Source organism: Chitinophaga sp. 10T418 (genome assembly GCF_056394125.1).
The window spans coordinates 566,854-584,700 of record NZ_JBFTHG010000005.1 but is presented as its reverse complement, the minus strand read 5'-3'; the positions used below and the strand labels follow the sequence as shown (position 1 = coordinate 584,700).

Here is a 17,847-nt window from a genome sequence, read left to right as displayed (position 1 = left end):
GTTAAGTGCTTCGGACCAGTTTGGATGAATTCCTCTGTAGATAAAACAACAACAACATGATCAAACGCCTGCTTGCTATTTGCTTCATTTTAATTTCAACGATTGTACATAGCCAAACGAGACTGAGTACGCCGGTAAGTATTCCTTTTACGTTAACCTCACAGGGACATATCCTGATTAAAGCCGGCATTAACGGCGTAACGGGCAACTTTATTTTTGATACAGGCGCCGGGCTGAATATGCTTACCAAAAGGTTTGCAGATAAAGTATCCGGGCTTAAAAAGACCGATGGTTTTTATACCGGGCATCGCGCAACCGGTGAACCTATCACAACAGATGTGTGGAGGGCAGATAGTATCGGAATTGGGTCTCTGAGCTTCACCAACGAGGTGATCTCTATTATCGATATTGATTTTCCTTTTGACGGCTTAATTTCCCTGATGCCATTTAAAAGTAATCCTGTTACGATCGACTATGCCCATAAATTATTGATCATAGAATCTGCTGCATCAGCCAAACAGTTATTGAAAGAAGGAAAATCCATTCCCCTGCAGATTTCTGACGAACGTGGCATTACATTGGGCATCAGCACTTACATCAGGCTTGCCGATGCACTCACGCTTCAGATCACATTGGATAGTGGTGCCGGCGCCGATGTATTCCGGTTTAATTCCAGGTACATGGATAAGTTGGGAATAGACACTGCGAAAACAATCCATAAATACATTAAGAGCGAGTTCAATCCTTCCGTAGGTAATAATTACTATGTTGCCAATCTGCCTGTTATCAGCACCCATCAGGGGATTGCGGAAAGGAAGGATTTCAGAGCCACTTTTATTGAAGGGTTGATATATGAAGGCATCACCAGCATTAACTGGCTGGGAAATAAGATAACGATTGATGTACTTAACAAACGACTGATTGTAGCTAAATAATCTGTAGTTTTTGATATCTCTAAAAGATGATCAACGAAGCCTGCACTACATTAGTGCGGGCTTCGTTGTTTTACGCTATATACGTCACCGTTATAGCATTAATAGTTTAGCGACAATACGTCTTGCGCCACATTCTTTCCGGTCAACTTCCCGATCTCGCTGTCAAACTCATAATGAATACCACCATACACTCTTGAAATGGAGGCTTCATTGATCATGGCGGTGAAGTTCGTAAAAGAGCGTGGCGAAAAGCCATCTGCCGTTTTCTGGTTATCGGTAAAGGCGTAACCATTGCCAAAATAAGCGGCTAAAATATTGCCGGCGGCACCGGTAAATGTAGCATGGCCTGAAGTATAGGAGGGGAAAGGCGGTGTGCCAATCAATGTAGACCAGGTGCTGTCTATATGCCGGCGGATATAGGTGATAGGACGAATCAGGTTATACCGGTACTTATATTTCCAGCAAAGGATGGCGGCGTCATTTAATCCTATTCCTACCTGTGCCAGTATGGTGGCTGCTTCCCCGAGATCCAGCTGTTGATCGTTGACCAGCTGTGCGGTGATCGCAATCATGTGGCCGGGAGGCGTGAAGGTTCCTCCACCGTCTGCCCAGTATTGAGCGATGATGGTTTCTTCAGGAGTAAGTGTTTTCCCTTTTTGATAAACAAAATGTGCTGCCTTGTAAAAGGTGGAATTGGTGTCCGTAGAAAATGCAGGTGGCGCAATATCCGGTTTACCTGCTTTCACCAGGGAGCGGTTGTTGCCCCAGTAAGGTAACATGGCACTTTGGAAGAGTGGGGGTGTGGGCACCCAGTAACCCGGACCTGCAGGCGGAATATAGTCAGTGGGGAAGTTGTTTAAATAGCCATCTTTTCCTCCGTCACTGGCAGACCACTGATATACAGCGGCGGCTATTAATTTGCCGTAATTGATGGAGCGGGTAATTATTTCCGGCGCGCAATTACCGGAATGCGCCTGCAGGTTATTGTTTTCCAGCTGCGTGATCAGGGCTACATTGGTAGTGCTGGCATTGGGAAACAGATTTTTGATGATTTGGGCCATAGCACTGTTGGCAGCAATTGCCCAATTATATCTTTTCCCTCTTTCCGGTGCGGGAAGACGCCCTAATCCATTTAGCTGGCCTCCCAGGGAAGGTGCGCCATTCATGCCGCCCAGCACCGCTTCATGCAGGGTGATACCGGTATAAGCAATCGCCCTTGCTGCCACCGGCGGACTAAAGCCCGGACTTTCTTTTATCAGTTTTAGCTCTAACTGATACCAGGAAACCGGAACCGCCGCATCTCCTCCGGCTAACTGTGATTTTACGAGTATTTCATTTAATGCCGGAAACGTGTTTTGGACCGGCGTCTCATTTTTTTTACATGCCAGCAGACTAACAATAAAAAACAGCCCCATGGCACGGGACAACAAACAAACGGTTTTCATTTTTTCTTTTGTTTAGGAGTTAAGGATCAATGGTTAAATACAATCAATCGCTGCAGTAATCAGTTGTCAGATAAAACTGTTTACACAGCAGGGTTTCCTGGCTAATGCTACAATGACCATTTTGAGTTAAATAACTTTCTAAACCAAGATAATAAACGATTACGCAGTCTATTGGCGTAGTCAGGAGACAGGCTCCATCACTTCCCAGGTGCCTTTACTTTTAGCCATATCAATCAGGTGTTGTCCGGCTGGTGTCATCCATCCTTTTTCCATCATCCTTTCCGCCCGCTCCCGGTTAGGCTTACTCCAGTTGCTTTTGGGCTTGCGGGGCGTCATGGTCAGGTAGAAGCTCTCCCCATCACGTTTTTTGGCTTTACTGTCTATCCAGCCAAAGCAGAGCGCTTCTTCCATCGCATCATTGTAACTTACACCTGGTACTTTACTTTTTTTATGAAACTGGATCAACCAGATTGATTTCTCCACGGGCGTATTTTGTTTCAGCCATTTCCGCCAGTCCACTCTCGTTTTGGCATAAACAGCCAGTTTCCCGTCTTTTATCTCTGTCATAAGACGACGGCTATAGGCTTTTTCAGGTGCCATAATGGTGGCATTTTCCGGATGTGATGCTGTTTTTGCCATGCTGATTTGTTTTAAAGGGTTTGTTTTAACAAAGATAAAATGGGGGTGTGACAGCCCTATGTCAGGGGTATATCCGGTCGCCTGAATTTTTTTATATCGGGTACCGCCACTCTTTCATTTATTTTTGTAACAGATAGATTTTCCCCGGCCATAGGAGGTATTCCAACAAGATTGTTCACTAGTCATGCTCAACGGATACTGATGGGTTACATGAAGAAATTAATCGGCGACATGGAATGTCACCCGGTGGAGGTCTGTTTCGAAATTATAAAAAATGGTATTCACCGATAGATTATCTGGCGGTGAATACCATTTTGGAGCCTTTATGTATTGTCGCAACTTTTTATTTCTTCTGTTGGATTACGTTCAATACCTCAATCAACTCTTCTCCCGGAGCAGTTACGATATCTGGTTGCACACCTGTTCCTTCCCAGCTTTGCCGTGTGCCAGGCAATGCCGGTGCGGATTCGGAAATAGAAATAAACACTTCATTATTCACAACGAAATATTCGTTGTGATTGGCAGCGCCTGCGGAAGACTGGCCCACAATTTTTGCCCGGTGTTGCGCCTGCAGTACATACGCAAATGCCTCTGCTGCGGAAGCGGTTCTTTTATTGAGCAGTATATACAACGCGCCCTGGTAGGGCTGGCCTGCCGGAAGTACAATGCTGCTGTCAATTTCCTTATTGCCTGTCCGCGAATAAAATTCCAGTAGTGGGAGAGCGCCCGGCAAAAAATAGCTTTCGAGTACCGGCTTTGTTTCACTGCCGCCGCCGCCATTATCACGCAGGTCTATGATCAGTGCATGAGTACGGGATACCAATGTCATCGCGGCGTGTAATACGGGCAAACTCTCGTCAGAAATATTGATTTGATCCATCTTTATATAGCCGGTATTTCCATTTAATATCTTCACTTCCCGGAAACCATAATTTTGCTCCCTGGTTTTAGGGCTGTGAAAGAAATCATCGATACCCTGTGGTTGTTGCTGGGAGCGGATCTTTGCTACTTTGTCGGGATTGTACCGCAAATACAAATGTCCATCCTGACTGAAGTTTCGGAGGATAGCGGTGCCCAACGAATCAAATGTTTTCCAGTCGGCCACCTGCCGGAAAGCCCCTGCTTTATATTTTTCCTCAAGGTGACCGGCAATTTTTTCTCCTTTATCTGCAAAAACATAATGACGCCGGAGCAGGGCGGCTGCACTATCTACTGCTTTGGCTACTTCCCGGGTGGGCAATCCCTGCTGCGCGTTTACCGATAAAGCGATGCAGCAACATCCAAGACAAACTAATCTCTCAATAAACATAAAACGTATTTAGGCTTTAAAGATCGATGCTGCTGTAATTATAAAATAGTATAAAATTAGCGCGTGTTATAATTGTTGAAATTGTTTGGGCAGAAAGCCTGTCACCAGTTTGAAAGTGCGAATAAAATGGCTCTGATCAAAAAATCCGCAGGAATAAGCAATGGCGGTCAGTGACAGGGAGGAAGTCTGCATCATTTGCATGGCCTTGCCTATCTTTATCTCCCGGATATATTCCCCCAGCGAACAATTAAAATATACCCGAAAGTATTTGGAAATAGTGACGGGATGAACGCCCAGGATAACAGACATTTCCGGTAAGGAAAGTGTTTCATTCCAACGGTCATGCAACAACGTTTTTAATTGCTGCAGCCAGGGTGGCATCGCTTTTTTTCGTGCAGGCGTTGCCGCAAAAACAGGTAGTAGCAGTGACTGAATAGCGGTGTCTGTCAAGGTATCTGCCACAAGGCATTCCCTGTATATTTTCAACAACGCATATTTCATCTCCGTTTGTTGTTCCGGAAACTTTTCCAGCACGCTGAATTGTAATCCATGCTGTGCCAGGAAAGTTTCCGGAATCTCAATATTGATATTTTTAGAGGGATGCTGGGTATGGTTGTTTTTATGCCGCTCCCCGCTGTTATAAAAAAGGAGGCTGCCTGCGCTCACTTCCTGTTCTTTGTGGGAGCGTTGCTCCCTGTTGCCACCTTTTATCAGCAGTGACAGGTGATGATGTTCATGGCAATGCCAGCCCTGGTATACGGGCTCGTGATATACCGTCTGGCTCACAATAAGGCCTTCCCGGTGAAACGCGGCATGTGCCTCGCCTAAAAAATTCCCTTCCTTCAATCTGCGCATCTATACTGATTTATATATTATTATCCTTTAGAAATGTTTTGATAGGCAGAAGGCGTCATACCGGTCCATCGTTTAAAGCTGCGGGTGAAATTTCCAAGATCATGATAGCCTAGCATCCAGGAAATCTCTTTTACCGGGTAAGTTCCTGATTTCAGGTAGTTGGTGGCCAGTGATTTCCTGACTTCATCCACCAGTATTTCAAAGGACGCTTCTTCTTCTTTTAACCGGCGTTGTAATGTTCTCACACTCAGATTGAAATTGGCAGCCGTTTCCTCGAGTGAAACAATTCCTAAATAGGAATTTCTTACCAGGTACTCATGCACACGCGCACGTAAAGACGTGGGCTCCACATTCACTTTCACAAAATCACGCAGCAATATCTGCTGTAACCGATGGTTGGCCGTAATGATCCGCTCCTGCCAGTAACGATGATCGAAAGTAACGGTATTTACACCTGGTGTAATGTTGGGTCTGCACCGAAGCACCCGTTCGTATTCTCTCCAATCGGGTACCTGCCGCCAGTACCCAACATGTGTCGGTACAACTTTTTTCAGCAATAATCCATCCAGTTCATGGATGAGGAATATCATCAGCAGGTCCAGCGTTTGCCTGGAGGTAACAGATTGCTGCCAATCTGTTTTAGCAGGCAGCAGTGCTACCGTAAAAGTATCTTTGTGATGGGTAATAGTGGCGGTGAAAGCGGTGGTAACAGTGGGAAGAATAGAAAGTGCCAGTTCAAGGGCATCTCCCACAGTAGCACTGGTTTTGATGACTTCCCCCACAATGCCGAGGGCCGATAGCTGCAGGGATTCACCGAAATGTAATCCAATAAAAGGATCTCCGCTCATTTCGATGGTATTCAACCATAGCTGTCCTATCTGTTCAGACGAAAACGACATTGTTTCATCGTTTACCTTTTCCCACTCAATACCCGCAGCCCTGCATACCCTTTCAGGTGACAGATCCCGCTGGGCTGCATAGGCCAACAAACTCAGTGCGAGTTGCTTTGAATGATTTTCCATGATGATGATTTTCCAATGATCCAGGTGGCAGCAAAAGACAATTTAATGGCGCTTAAAGATAACCATTATCATAACGCGGCAGCGGATCTTTACTTCAAAAAAAAAACGATGTCTTTCCTTACAACAAATGATGGAACAACACTTTTTTATAACGACTGGGGACAGGGTAAACCTGTTGTTTTCGTACATGCCTGGGGGATGAATTCCACTTTCTGGCAATACACCATGATCCATCTCCGGGCGCAGGGTTTGCGTTGTATCGCCTGTGACATCCGGGGACATGGGCGGTCCGATGATCCTGGCTATGGCTATGATTTTGATACGCTGGCAGATGACCTGCATGATCTCCTGGAAAAGCTGGACCTGCAGGATGTTGCCCTGGTGGGTCACAGCATGGGAGGGGGAGTAGTCCTACGCTGTTTCAGCAGGCATGGCAGTTCGGGCAGGGTTTCCCGGCTGGCATTACTGGGCGCTGCAGATTATCTTCCCAAAGCAGCTGATAACCCCGAAGGTATCGATATGAGTCAGTTAAATAATTTCCTGGCCACTATTTCTGTCGGCTACCTTGATTGGCTATATGAAAATGTAGATCCTTTTTATTTGCCCGACACCTTCGGCGTATCGGCCGGCACTATTCGATGGACGATCGACATGATGCTCCAAACCTCTATGCTGGCAGTAGTTAATTGTCAGCAACAGGTCATCACCACGGACTTCCGGCCCGAAGCCCGCGGCATCACTATTCCTACCCTGATCATCCACGGCGATCAGGATGCTTCCATCCCTTTTCGTTGCGGGCAGACGTTTCATAAATTGATTACCGGCAGCATTTTTAAGCCTTATCGCGGTGCGCCACATGGACTGATAATTAGCCATGCGGATCAGGTCAACAAAGACCTGTATGACTTCATAAACACGCCATGAACGATGACTATTTCATGGAGCATGTTAGATCGATAAGCAGCCTACTTTTTGGTAAGTTATTGATTGAGGGAATGATCCGGTCTACCTTCATCTCCATAAAATATTTATCAGCATATGAAAACATTACTGACGATTACCATTTTCTTTATCCAGTTATCATGTATGAATGCTTTTGCACAAACCAGTCCGTCAAAAGCCTCCGACAAAAATTATTCAACAGAAATTATCCGGTATAATGTGCCGGCAACGGAACGGAGTAATTTTGAAAAAGCATACCAGGACGCCGGGCAATACCTGCAGGCATCTCCCTACTGCCTGGGATACCAGGTTATCCATGGCAATGAAGAACCCAATCATTATATCGTGATCATTCACTGGACTTCTCAGCAAGATCATTTACAGTTATTCAGAAAAGAGAAAGGCTTCTTTGCTTTTTTTAACCTGGTAAAGCCTTTCTATAACAATATAGAAGAAATGAAACATTATGATCTTACGCCCAATAAATGGACAAAAGGATAAGCCGTTTTATAGCCTTTGTAACTGCCTTCTATATTGAATGAAATAATATACCAGCGGTGTCAGAAATGATAATAGCATCACCGCAAATAACCTCATTTCCTGCTGTTCAAAAATGGATGTTCCTATGAGGATGCCCACTATTACGGGCAGCAGGAAAAATGAGAGCAGAGACAGGAATGTGTTTGTTCTCACTACACTAAGCCTGTTGAAAAAAATGGTGAGCGTTGAAAGCGCCATGCAGACTGCGCAAAACACAATTACTATATGTCCCAGACCATACATCTCTATCTCCCTGCCCGCGATTTCCACTATTTCGAGCCACAACAGTGAAACAACACTACAGCTGATCATCGTGGATAAGACAGTCCTTAATACAATCCCTTTTAAACCAGGTGTTTCCATAATTGTTTGGCAGATTTAACAGTAACGAATATACGCTTGACTGCTGAATGGCAGCAGTATTTATTGTGCCTGCAATTAATATTATTTTATTGTTTTAGATAAAAAAATATTATCTTAATATCGAAATTACGTTAACTTATACAATCGATTGAAATTCCTATTTCTAAATTAGCCCGTAGACCAAAATTTCTGAACTGTAATTTGAATTAAAACCCTTCAAAACAAATGCTATGATTAAGCGCTACACTGTACTGGCGGCGGGATTGCTATGTCTCGGCGGTAACCTTGTACAAGCCCAAAACAAGCCTTACCCACAGGCTATCAATTACCCCAATTGTATTAAACCTAATAATGTTACACAGGCAGCTATGAACGCCAGCGTGAGCAGTTATTATGACTATTGGAAATCCAAGTATCTGAAAAACAACCTGAGTTCCCTGCCAGGTGGTTATTATGTAAAAGGCGACATTACGGGTGGCGCTGATGGCTATACGCCACTTGGTTCTTCAGAAGGACAGGGATATGGAATGGTCATCACCGTATTAATGGCCGGCTACGATCCTAATGCCCACGCTATTTACGATGGGCTATTTAAAACAGCGCGGGCTTATCGCAGTTCCGAAAATAATAACCTCATGGGTTGGGTGGTAGCCGATAACGCTACCGCACAGGGACATTTTGATTCTGCCACAGACGGCGACGTAGATATCGCCTATTCGCTCATCCTGGCCCACTATCAATGGGGCTCCGGTGGTACCATCAACTACCTGAATGAAGCGAAGAAAATGATTAATAGTGGTCTTAAAGTCAGCAACGTTACTACCAACAACCGCCTTAATCTCGGAGACTGGGATACCAAGAGCGCGCTGAACACACGGCCGTCAGACTGGATGATGAGTCATATGCGTGCCTTTTACCAGGAAACCAATGACGCTACCTGGTTGAATGTAATCAATAACCTGTATTCAGTATTTACCCAATTCAGTAACGCTTATTCTCCCACCACGGGCCTGATTTCAGACTTTGTAGTGAAGAATCCACCGGAACCCGCTCCAAGAAACTACCTGGACGAATTCCCCGAAACAAACGAGTATAATTATAATGCCTGTCGCGTGCCGCTGCGTATTGTGATGGACTATGCATTATATGGTTCCACAGATGCATTGGCAATTTCCAATAAAATGGTAACCTGGATCAAGTCGAAAACAGGAGGCAATCCTGCCAGCATTATAGACGGCTATAAATTGAACGGAGGTAATACCGGATCAAATGCAGAAGCGGTATTTGTGGCTCCCTTTGTGGCTGCATCTGTTACCAGCAGCAGTAACCAGGCTTTCCTGAATAGTGGCTGGAACTGGATGAAAACCGCTAAGTCGGGCTATTACAGCGACTCTTACAGTCTCCTGTGCCAGCTGTTTATTTCCGGCAACTGGTGGAAACCGGAAGCAGGTACACCGGGGAACCAGGCACCTGCGGTATCCATTACCAGTCCGGCTAACAACGCCACCTTTACCAGTCCGGCTAATATCACCATCACCGCTACCGCCTCAGATAATGATGGAACGGTGAGCAAGGTGGAATTCTTTAATGGCAGCAGCAAGCTGGGAGAAAGTCTTACTTCTCCTTATAGCTTTGCCTGGAACGGCGTTACTACAGGTACTTATACCATTACGGCCAAAGCCACTGATAACGCCAACGCCGTGACAACCTCACAAGCGGTGAATGTTTCTGTGGGGTCAGCTCCTGCCTGTGTGCCAGCTACCGCCAGCAGTGACGATGGCAATGTGGCCGCCAATGTATTGGATAATAACCTCAGCACCCGCTGGTCTGCCAGTGGTGACGGGCAATGGATTCAATTATGTTTGGCCAACAGCGTGAGCGTAACCGGAGTGGAAATTGCTTTTTATAATGGCAATACCCGGAAGGCGAAATTTGATATACAGTTAAGCAGCAATGGTACCAGCTGGACTACCGCAGCAAGTAACCTGGAGAGTAGTGGCAGCTCTACTGCGCTGGAAACATTTAACATCACGGCAGCTACGGCCAAGTACGTACGAATTCTTGGTCATGGTAATAGTGTAAATGCCTGGAACAGCTACACAGAAGTAAAAGTGAAAACAGCTACCTCCGGCGCCAGGATGGCAGCAGCAGCGAATGACAAAGAAGGTACGCCTGAGTTGAGACCGATGCAGATAAAAGTTTATCCTAACCCTGTGGTACATACGGCTACCATTACTTTCAATGTGAAAGAAGCCGGATTCGCCAACCTGGGCGTGTATGATGCATCAGGTAAACGGGTAGCACAGCTCATCAACGAGCAAATACCTGCAGGCACACAGAAGACTACTTTCAATGGTGGAGGTATTCCGGGCGGTGTGTATATAATAAGATTGGTACACAACGGAAAGGTAACGACGACTAAACTGGTAAAAGAATAAGCAGCTATAATAAAAAACGCCTTGTAATGGTAGCTCCATTACAAGGCGTTTTTTATTAAGGTCATTAACAGATATCAGGGACGTTTAACCGCTATTTTACTTAACAGTTGTGGTGTATTCATAACACTGTAGTCATACTGATAAATTCCGTCTTTGGCGCTAACCAGCAGGCGGTGCTGGTTTTCAAAAGGGATCACATCAAAAGTTTCTACTCCTTCCACCAGTTTGGTAGTAACGATATGGTTAACATCCGCAGCATCCAGGAAGCGCAGACCATAAGTCCCCTCACATATGAAAAGTTTCCCGTGATCGATACCCAGGCCAAATGGATTTTTCATTTCAACACTGCTTAGTTTTACCGGGCTATCTACATTGCTGATATCAAATACCTGTAACTGGTTGATATTACCTCCGCAGTTAGTACCACTTCTGATGGTAACATATGCTTTGTTGCCTTCCACTACTACCGGATCGCAGGCCCTGAAATGCGTCACCTCAGAGCGTTTTTGCGGTATAGCCGGATTGGCGATATCGTAAATGTACATGGCATTGCGGCTGCCAATGAACAGGTATTGGCCATAAGGGAAAATGGTTTCAATGCCGGAGTTGATGGTCTGTGAGTGCTTCAGCACAGGGTTGGCCGTTTCCGCAAGACTAAATGCTCTTAACTCTACCCAGTTAACGGTATAAAGGTAATCTTTGAGAATGGTGAAACGGGCCATGGACCCACCTTTGCCAGTGCTTGATGCCTGACTGCTATATGCCTGGGAAGCAGCGGGACTGGAAAAGAGGAGCTTATCCCCGCCAAATTCTTTGGTACAGTCATAAGTATAGGTGGTATCCCTGGCTGTATAACCTACTACCATACTGTCTGAATATTGCTTCCAGCCGAGTAGCATACCACTGGCGTCTACCGGGTAAGTCATTACGCCAGGCAGCCGCTTTATAAACGAAATGTGACGGGGATCGCTGATATCGAATACAGTGAGGTCCGAATAACTATCGGCATAAAGAACGTTCCCTTTTATGGCCATATCTACATTTCCCATCACTTTCACAAAAGCAATATTCTGTGGAGAGGCAGGGTTGCCATTGTCTATAATGTGGATACCTTCATAAGGCTCACTCACAAAAATATATTGATCTTTAACATAGATCTTGCCCGTCCTGTTAATCTCTCTGGGGCCGCCGGATGCGGCGGATGCCCAATAGTCTTTGGTCGACATCAGGACCGGCGTGTATACTTTTGTAAATACGGTTTTGCTGCACTTATCCTTTACACATCCACTCAGGGCCCATACCGTAACCGCCATGAGGGAGAACTTGATCAAAGTAGAAATATGCATAAGGGGAGGGGTTTTCCCTTTAAACGGAAACTTCGGAAGAAAAGTTACAGTAGTGATCCCCCGGTAACTACCTTGATAATTTCATTGTTTGCCGGCAGCTGGGGGAGGATGCGTCTCCCTGTTAATAGTCTTTTTCCATTTTTTTTGAAATGATTGAAATGTACAAAACATGGCATTCAAACTACCAATGGTTTCTTCGCCGGCATTTTAGTTTTGCTGAAGAAAATCAATCATGAGGCCCGGCATCAACATTCAATCAACAAATAAAAAATGAAGAAGACAATTGCATTATCAATTCCGGGTATGCTGGCTATCGGCCTGCTGGCCTCCTGTTCCCAGGGGCAGCAGGCTGGTGCTGCTTACGATCCATCTCCCGGAGAATACCCGGTATATACCCTTCAAACAGGTACCGCTATTATCAGATCAGTATATCCTGCATCGCTGGAAGGACAACAAAACATTGAAATACGGCCCAGGGTGGATGGCTATATAGAACAGATTTTTGTAGACGAAGGCTCGCTGGTAAAAAAAGGGCAGCTACTGTTTAAAATCCACGCACCGCAATATGAGCAGGAAATGCTTGCGGCTACAGCAGCTATCAAAAGTGCTACAGCAGAAGTAAGTGCTGCGCGCCTGCAGGTAAGCAATCTGTTACCACTCGTTAAAAAAGAGATTGTGACGAATACCGCGCTCGAAGCCGCAACATATAACCTGCAGGTAAAAGAAGCCGTGCTGGCGCAGGCGAGAGCAGGTTTGGTGAATGCGCAAACCAATATTGGCTATACGACCATTCTTAGCCCGGTGACAGGAATTGTGGGCGCTATTCCCAACAAAACAGGCAGTCTGGTGAGCTCCTTATCACCGGTTCCATTGACGACTGTTTCTGATACCAGGAACATGTACGCTTACTTTTCTTTTGATGAAAAACAATTTCTCGAATTTTTTGCAAAATATCCTGGTGCTACGGTGGAAGAAAAACTGAATCATCTTCCCCCGGTAACGCTGGTACTTACAGATGGTACCACGTATGGCGAGAAAGGTCATGTGGAAACGGTCAATGGCATGTTCGATAAAAAAACAGGATCGGTTAGTTTCAGGGCCACCTTTGCTAATCCTTCCGGCATGCTCCGGAGTGGCGGTAGTGCCACCCTGCAAATACCACTTCAACTACCCGAAGCATTGCTGTTACCTCAAAAAGCCACGTTCGAAATGCAGGGTAAGAAACTGGTGTTTGTTGTCGATGAAAAAAACAGGGTGAGAAGTGAGGAGGTAAAGGTGATGGACCTGGCAGCAGGTAGTAATTACATCGTACAAAGCGGCGTCCATGCCGGCGACCGGGTTGTAACGGATGGAATGGACCAGCTCAGGGACAGTATGCTCATTAAACCAGGATCTTCTACTATTAAATAAGCGGCATGTTAAAGAAATTTATTGAAAAACCGGTACTCTCTACGGTGATATCGGTCATCATCGTTATCCTTGGATTGTTGGGATTATATGCGCTTCCTATTTCACAATATCCGGAAATTGCGCCACCTACTGTAGAAGTCAAAACAGCTTTTCAGGGCGCCAATGCAGATGTGGTGATGAACAGCGTAATTGTTCCGTTGGAGGAACAGATCAATGGCGTGGAAAATATGGCCTACATGACTTCCACTGCGGGGAATGATGGCAGTGCAGTGATCACTGTTTACTTTAAGCTGGGGACTGACCCTGATCTGGCCGCCATCAATGTGCAGAATCGTGTTACCAAAGCCGCCAGCTTATTGCCGGCAGATGTGATCCGTTCGGGAGTAACTACCAGCAAAAAGCAAAGCAGCCTCGTTTATATTTTTGAGATTTATAGTAAGAACAAAGCATACGATCAGAATTTTTTGCAGAACTATGTCAGTATTAACCTGATGCCACAACTCAAAAGGGTGAATGGTATTGGTGATGCATTCATATACGGCGCGCAGGATTATGCGATGCGGATCTGGCTCAAACCGGATGCTATGGCGGCTCATGGCCTGATGCCGCAGGACGTTATTGCCAAGCTGGCGCAACAGAATATTGAAGCAGCCCCGGGTAAATTCGGGGAAAATGGTCTCCAGGCATTTCAATACGTGATCAAGTATAAAGGGCGATTGAAAACCGCTGCAGAATTTGATAATATCATCGTCCTCGCGTCCGACAAAGGCGGCCTGATACGGCTGAAAGACATTGCACGCGTAGAAATGGGGGCTTTGAGTTATGCCAGCACCTCAAAAGTGGATGGATACGATTGTACGGCGATTGCCATCACGCAATCTGCCGGTTCCAATGCACATGATCTGATTCAGCAATGCGAGAAGATCTTAAAGAAAAGCGCGAAAGATTTTCCGGAAGGAATATATTATGCACCGTTCCTGAATGCCAACGAATTTTTAGACGCCTCTATCGAAAAGGTGATTCGTACATTGGTGGAAGCATTCATCCTTGTTTTTATCGTTGTATTTATTTTCCTGCAGGACTTCCGGTCCACATTGATTCCGGCGATATCTGTTCCGGTGGCTATTATCGGCACCTTCTTTTTCCTCCATCTTTTTGGTTTTACGATCAACCTGTTGACCCTGTTTGCATTGGTACTGGGTATTGGCATTGTGGTAGATGATGCCATTGTGGTGGTGGAAGCTGTGCATGCCAAGTTAGATCAGGGAGCTACATCGGCTAAGAAAGCGACGATGCATGCCATGCGTGAAATCAGCGGGGCTATTGTGTCCATTACACTCGTGATGGCGGCAGTGTTTGTGCCGGTTTCTTTCATCAAGGGCTCTGCTGGTGTATTCTATAAGCAATTTGGATTAACACTGGCTATTGCTATTATCATTTCTGCGGTCAATGCGTTGACGCTCAGCCCTGCATTGTGTGCTATTTTTCTTCGGCCACATGAACCCGGTGAACAGCCACAGAAAGGGATGTTACGGCGTTTTTATGCGGGGTTTAATACTGCCTTTACTACGATGACGGGAAAGTATAAACAGTCGGTGTATTGGCTGATCAGGCGTAAATGGTTAGTGATTCCGATTATTGGTGTATTTGCAGGGACTTGCTGGCTGCTCGTGAAAACGACTCCCACGGGCTTTGTGCCCAACGAAGATGGGGGCGCTATTTTCGCGGATATCATACTGCCGCCATCCGCCTCGCTGGAACGTACTACTGCTTTAGCTGACCAGGTAGACAGCATTGCCCGCAGTATTCCTGAGGTTGCATCTTCCGTACGGCTGGCAGGGCAGGATTTAATCAGTGGCCCCGGAGGCTCTTATGCAGCGCTTTTCATTCGTTTGAAACCCTGGGCGGCACGCAGTCATAAAGGACAGGATGTAAACAGTATTGTAGGCCAGCTTTTTGGTAGAACGGCACATATCAAAGGCGCGAGAATTATCTTCTTTGCATCTCCAACATTAATGGGGTTTGGCAATACGAATGGTTTTGAGTTATCCTTACAGGATCGCTCCGCAGGTGACCTTAATCAGTTTGGAGGCGCGGTGTACCGGTTTTTAGGGGCATTGAATCAGCGGCCGGAAATTTTATATGCCACCACCTCTTTTAATAACAGCTTTCCTCAGTATGAGCTGGAAGTAAATGTGGCCAAATGCGAGGAGGCCGGCGTGGATGTCAGCACTGTATTAACAACGATGCAGGGATATTATGGTGGTATTTATGCTTCGGACTTTAACCGTTTTGGTAAGCAATACCGGGTGATGGTGCAAGCCGAAGCGTTTTACAGGGCTACGCCAGAAAGTATTCATCAGATCATGGTACGGAATGTGGCCGGAAAAATGGCGCCTATAGCCGAATTTGTTACGCTTAAGCGGGTGTATGGTTCGGAGTTTATTAACCGCTTCAACCTGTTTACTGCCGCTGGCATCACTGGTGTACCCAAACCGGGTTATAGTTCAGGAGATGCCATCAAAGCCATACAGGAGGTGGCGGCGCAAACACTGCCTAAACAATATACATACGAATTTTCCGGTTTGAGTAAAGAAGAAATCTCGAGTGGTAATCAAACGGTATTGATCTTTTTGCTATGCCTGGTGTTTGTGTATTTCCTGCTGAGCGCACAGTACGAGAGTTATGTACTTCCTTTTGCGGTATTATTGTCGCTGCCTGTTGGGCTTGCCGGTGCGTTCTTATTTGCCCGGTTGTTCGGTGTAGATAATAATATTTTTTTGCAGATCAGCCTGGTGATGCTGATTGGGTTGCTGGCCAAGAATGCAATTTTGATTGTTGAATTTGCGCTGCTGCATCGCCGCAGCGGAGAAGATATGATCCAGGCAGCAGTGGCTGGTGCCGGGGCACGATTAAGACCTATCCTGATGACCTCCTTTGCTTTTATTTTTGGCCTGATGCCATTGATGCTGGCAACCGGTGCAGGGGCTGTGAGTAATCGCTCCATCGGCACGGCTGCTATCGGAGGCATGCTGACCGGAACCATTTTCGGCATCTTCGTTGTGCCGGTACTCTTTATTTTATTTCAAACATTGCAGGAGCGCATGAGCGGCGTCATTCCCAGGCCTCCAGCTTCCCCGCGTGACGCACACCATAAATTTATTCAGGCATGAGTAATAGGAACGTAACATATACTGGTATCGTGATCATTTTATTCACCATACTATCCTGCCAGGTAACGAAGCCATATCAACAGCCGGCAGCTGCTGATGATCCCAAAGACCTGTTCCGTGACAAGGCAGGTGCTGACAGCAATAGTATGGCCCGGATACCCTGGCAAACTTATTTTAACGACACCACGCTGCGGGCCCTAATTGCAGCAGGACTAAAAAATAACCTGGATCTTAAAGTGGCGATGGAACGAATGATGATAGCCCGTGCGGAGCTGCAAAAAGGAAAGGCTGCCTTTTTGCCTGCTGTCACCGCTACCGTCAGTGTACGTCCATCTAAAGTAGCCTATACCCAGGGCTTTGGATTTGTTACCAATGCTACGCAGTATGATCTGGGACTTAATGCCTCCTGGGAGGCGGATATCTGGGGTAAACTTCGTAGTGCCAAACGGGTGGCTGTTGCCGGATTACTGCAAAGCGAAGCGGCTAAAAGAGCTGTGCAGGCCCAACTGATAGCCGACATAGCGGGTAATTACTACCAGCTGCTGGCTTTGGATGATCAGTTACACATCCTTCAAAAAACGGCCATTAACCGCAGCGATGATGTTGCCACGATGAAAGCATTGCAGGCATCGAATATTGTTAATGGGGCGGCTGTTGTACAGAGCCAGGCTAACTACTATGGCGCGGAAGTAGCTATTCCAGGGGTGAAAAAAAGGATCCGCGAAACGGAGAATGCGCTCAGTGTGTTGCTGGGAAGAAATCCCGCCGCCATAGTCCGCGGTACCCTGGCCTCGCAGCAGTTGCCAACGGACTTGAGTACGGGTATACCGGCGCAACTGCTGGCCAATCGCCCGGATGTAGCGCAGGCGGAACTGGCCTTCAGAGCGGCTTTTGAAAATACCAATGTAGCACGGACATATTTTTATCCTGCACTGAGTCTGACTGCTGCCGGAGGCTTTTCCAGCTTTGACCTGGCCGGCTTCTTTACCAACATCAACCTGTTTGGTAATATTGCCGCCGGTGTTTTGCAACCGGTATATAACAAAGGCATTAACAAAGCCAGGCTAAAAACAGCGGAGGCACAACAACAGATAGCGCTGCATAATTTTCAGCAATCCCTGCTGGTGGCCGGGCGTGAAGTATCTGATGCGTTGTACGCTTACCAGGTAGTGGAAGACCGGAAAGCTAACCGCCAACGACAAATCCAGGCATTGGAAACAGCGGTTGATTTTACTAAAACCTTATTGAGATACAGCGCCACTACCAATTATACCGATGTACTGACTACCGAACAAAACCTGTTGTCCGCACAACTTGACCATGTCAATGACCAGGTGGAACAGTGGATGGCCGTGATCAGTCTTTACCATGCCCTTGGAGGAGGTTGGCAATAATATTTAGTAATTTAAAGTCCGGTAGCTTAAATTGAA

General features: G+C 46.2%; 14 protein-coding genes. 7 read left to right on the top strand and 7 right to left on the bottom strand.

Going from position 1 to position 17,847, the window contains the following annotated elements:
- Positions 1-56 precede the first annotated feature (56 nt).
- Positions 57-935, top strand: a complete 879-nt coding sequence (locus tag AC1DCV_RS17650) for a retropepsin-like aspartic protease (RefSeq protein WP_477024380.1) — start codon at positions 57-59, stop codon at positions 933-935.
- A 98-nt stretch (positions 936-1,033) separates the two neighbouring features.
- Here AC1DCV_RS17650 and AC1DCV_RS17645 read toward each other — a convergent pair whose 3' ends face one another.
- From AC1DCV_RS17645 to AC1DCV_RS17625, 5 genes are all read right to left on the bottom strand, one after another.
- Positions 1,034-2,380, bottom strand: a complete 1,347-nt coding sequence (locus tag AC1DCV_RS17645) for a vanadium-dependent haloperoxidase (RefSeq protein ID WP_477024379.1) — start codon at positions 2,378-2,380, stop codon at positions 1,034-1,036.
- 180 nt (positions 2,381-2,560) lie between these two features.
- Entirely contained in the window at positions 2,561-3,019 is a 459-nt protein-coding gene (locus tag AC1DCV_RS17640; RefSeq protein ID WP_477024378.1) for a YdeI/OmpD-associated family protein, read from the bottom strand.
- Positions 3,020-3,362: 343 nt separating this feature from the next.
- Positions 3,363-4,328, bottom strand: a complete 966-nt coding sequence (locus tag AC1DCV_RS17635; protein ID WP_477024377.1) for a S41 family peptidase — start codon at positions 4,326-4,328, stop codon at positions 3,363-3,365.
- 66 nt (positions 4,329-4,394) lie between these two features.
- Positions 4,395-5,183, bottom strand: coding sequence for a helix-turn-helix transcriptional regulator (locus AC1DCV_RS17630; protein WP_477024376.1), 789 nt, complete (start codon positions 5,181-5,183; stop codon positions 4,395-4,397).
- A 20-nt stretch (positions 5,184-5,203) separates the two neighbouring features.
- Positions 5,204-6,205: an AraC family transcriptional regulator gene (locus AC1DCV_RS17625; RefSeq protein ID WP_477024375.1), complete on the bottom strand. Its 1,002-nt coding sequence runs from the start codon at positions 6,203-6,205 to the stop codon at positions 5,204-5,206.
- A gap of 108 nt (positions 6,206-6,313) precedes the next feature.
- Here AC1DCV_RS17625 and AC1DCV_RS17620 point away from each other — a divergent pair, with 108 nt between their 5' ends.
- The gene (locus AC1DCV_RS17620; protein ID WP_477024374.1) at positions 6,314-7,129 is read left to right on the top strand and encodes an alpha/beta fold hydrolase; all 816 of its coding nucleotides are present in this window, start codon (positions 6,314-6,316) and stop codon (positions 7,127-7,129) included.
- A gap of 114 nt (positions 7,130-7,243) precedes the next feature.
- Positions 7,244-7,648: an antibiotic biosynthesis monooxygenase family protein gene (locus AC1DCV_RS17615; RefSeq protein WP_477024373.1), complete on the top strand. Its 405-nt coding sequence runs from the start codon at positions 7,244-7,246 to the stop codon at positions 7,646-7,648.
- Positions 7,649-7,654: 6 nt separating this feature from the next.
- Here AC1DCV_RS17615 and AC1DCV_RS17610 read toward each other — a convergent pair whose 3' ends face one another.
- A complete protein-coding gene (locus tag AC1DCV_RS17610) occupies positions 7,655-8,050 on the bottom strand; it encodes a hypothetical protein (protein WP_477024372.1) in 396 nt (131 codons plus the stop codon).
- 230 nt (positions 8,051-8,280) lie between these two features.
- On the opposite strand from AC1DCV_RS17610, the gene AC1DCV_RS17605 reads away from it, so the two are divergent.
- Positions 8,281-10,488, top strand: coding sequence for a glycosyl hydrolase family 8 (locus AC1DCV_RS17605; protein WP_477024371.1), 2,208 nt, complete (start codon positions 8,281-8,283; stop codon positions 10,486-10,488).
- A gap of 74 nt (positions 10,489-10,562) precedes the next feature.
- On the opposite strand, the gene AC1DCV_RS17600 is transcribed toward AC1DCV_RS17605, so the two are convergent.
- Positions 10,563-11,834, bottom strand: a complete 1,272-nt coding sequence (locus tag AC1DCV_RS17600) for an LVIVD repeat-containing protein (protein WP_477024370.1) — start codon at positions 11,832-11,834, stop codon at positions 10,563-10,565.
- A gap of 270 nt (positions 11,835-12,104) precedes the next feature.
- Between AC1DCV_RS17600 and AC1DCV_RS17595 the strand changes: the two genes are divergently transcribed.
- Genes AC1DCV_RS17595 through AC1DCV_RS17585 form a run of 3 tightly spaced genes read left to right on the top strand, consistent with a single transcriptional unit; the run spans position 12,105 to position 17,811 of the window.
- The gene (locus tag AC1DCV_RS17595; protein WP_477024369.1) at positions 12,105-13,244 is read left to right on the top strand and encodes an efflux RND transporter periplasmic adaptor subunit; all 1,140 of its coding nucleotides are present in this window, start codon (positions 12,105-12,107) and stop codon (positions 13,242-13,244) included.
- A gap of 5 nt (positions 13,245-13,249) precedes the next feature.
- Positions 13,250-16,417, top strand: a complete 3,168-nt coding sequence (locus AC1DCV_RS17590; protein ID WP_477024368.1) for an efflux RND transporter permease subunit — start codon at positions 13,250-13,252, stop codon at positions 16,415-16,417.
- Complete coding sequence (locus AC1DCV_RS17585) at positions 16,414-17,811, top strand: efflux transporter outer membrane subunit (RefSeq protein WP_477024367.1); 1,398 nt, start codon at positions 16,414-16,416, stop codon at positions 17,809-17,811. The genes AC1DCV_RS17590 and AC1DCV_RS17585 overlap by 4 nt, the downstream gene beginning before the upstream one ends.
- Positions 17,812-17,847: the final 36 nt, after the last annotated feature.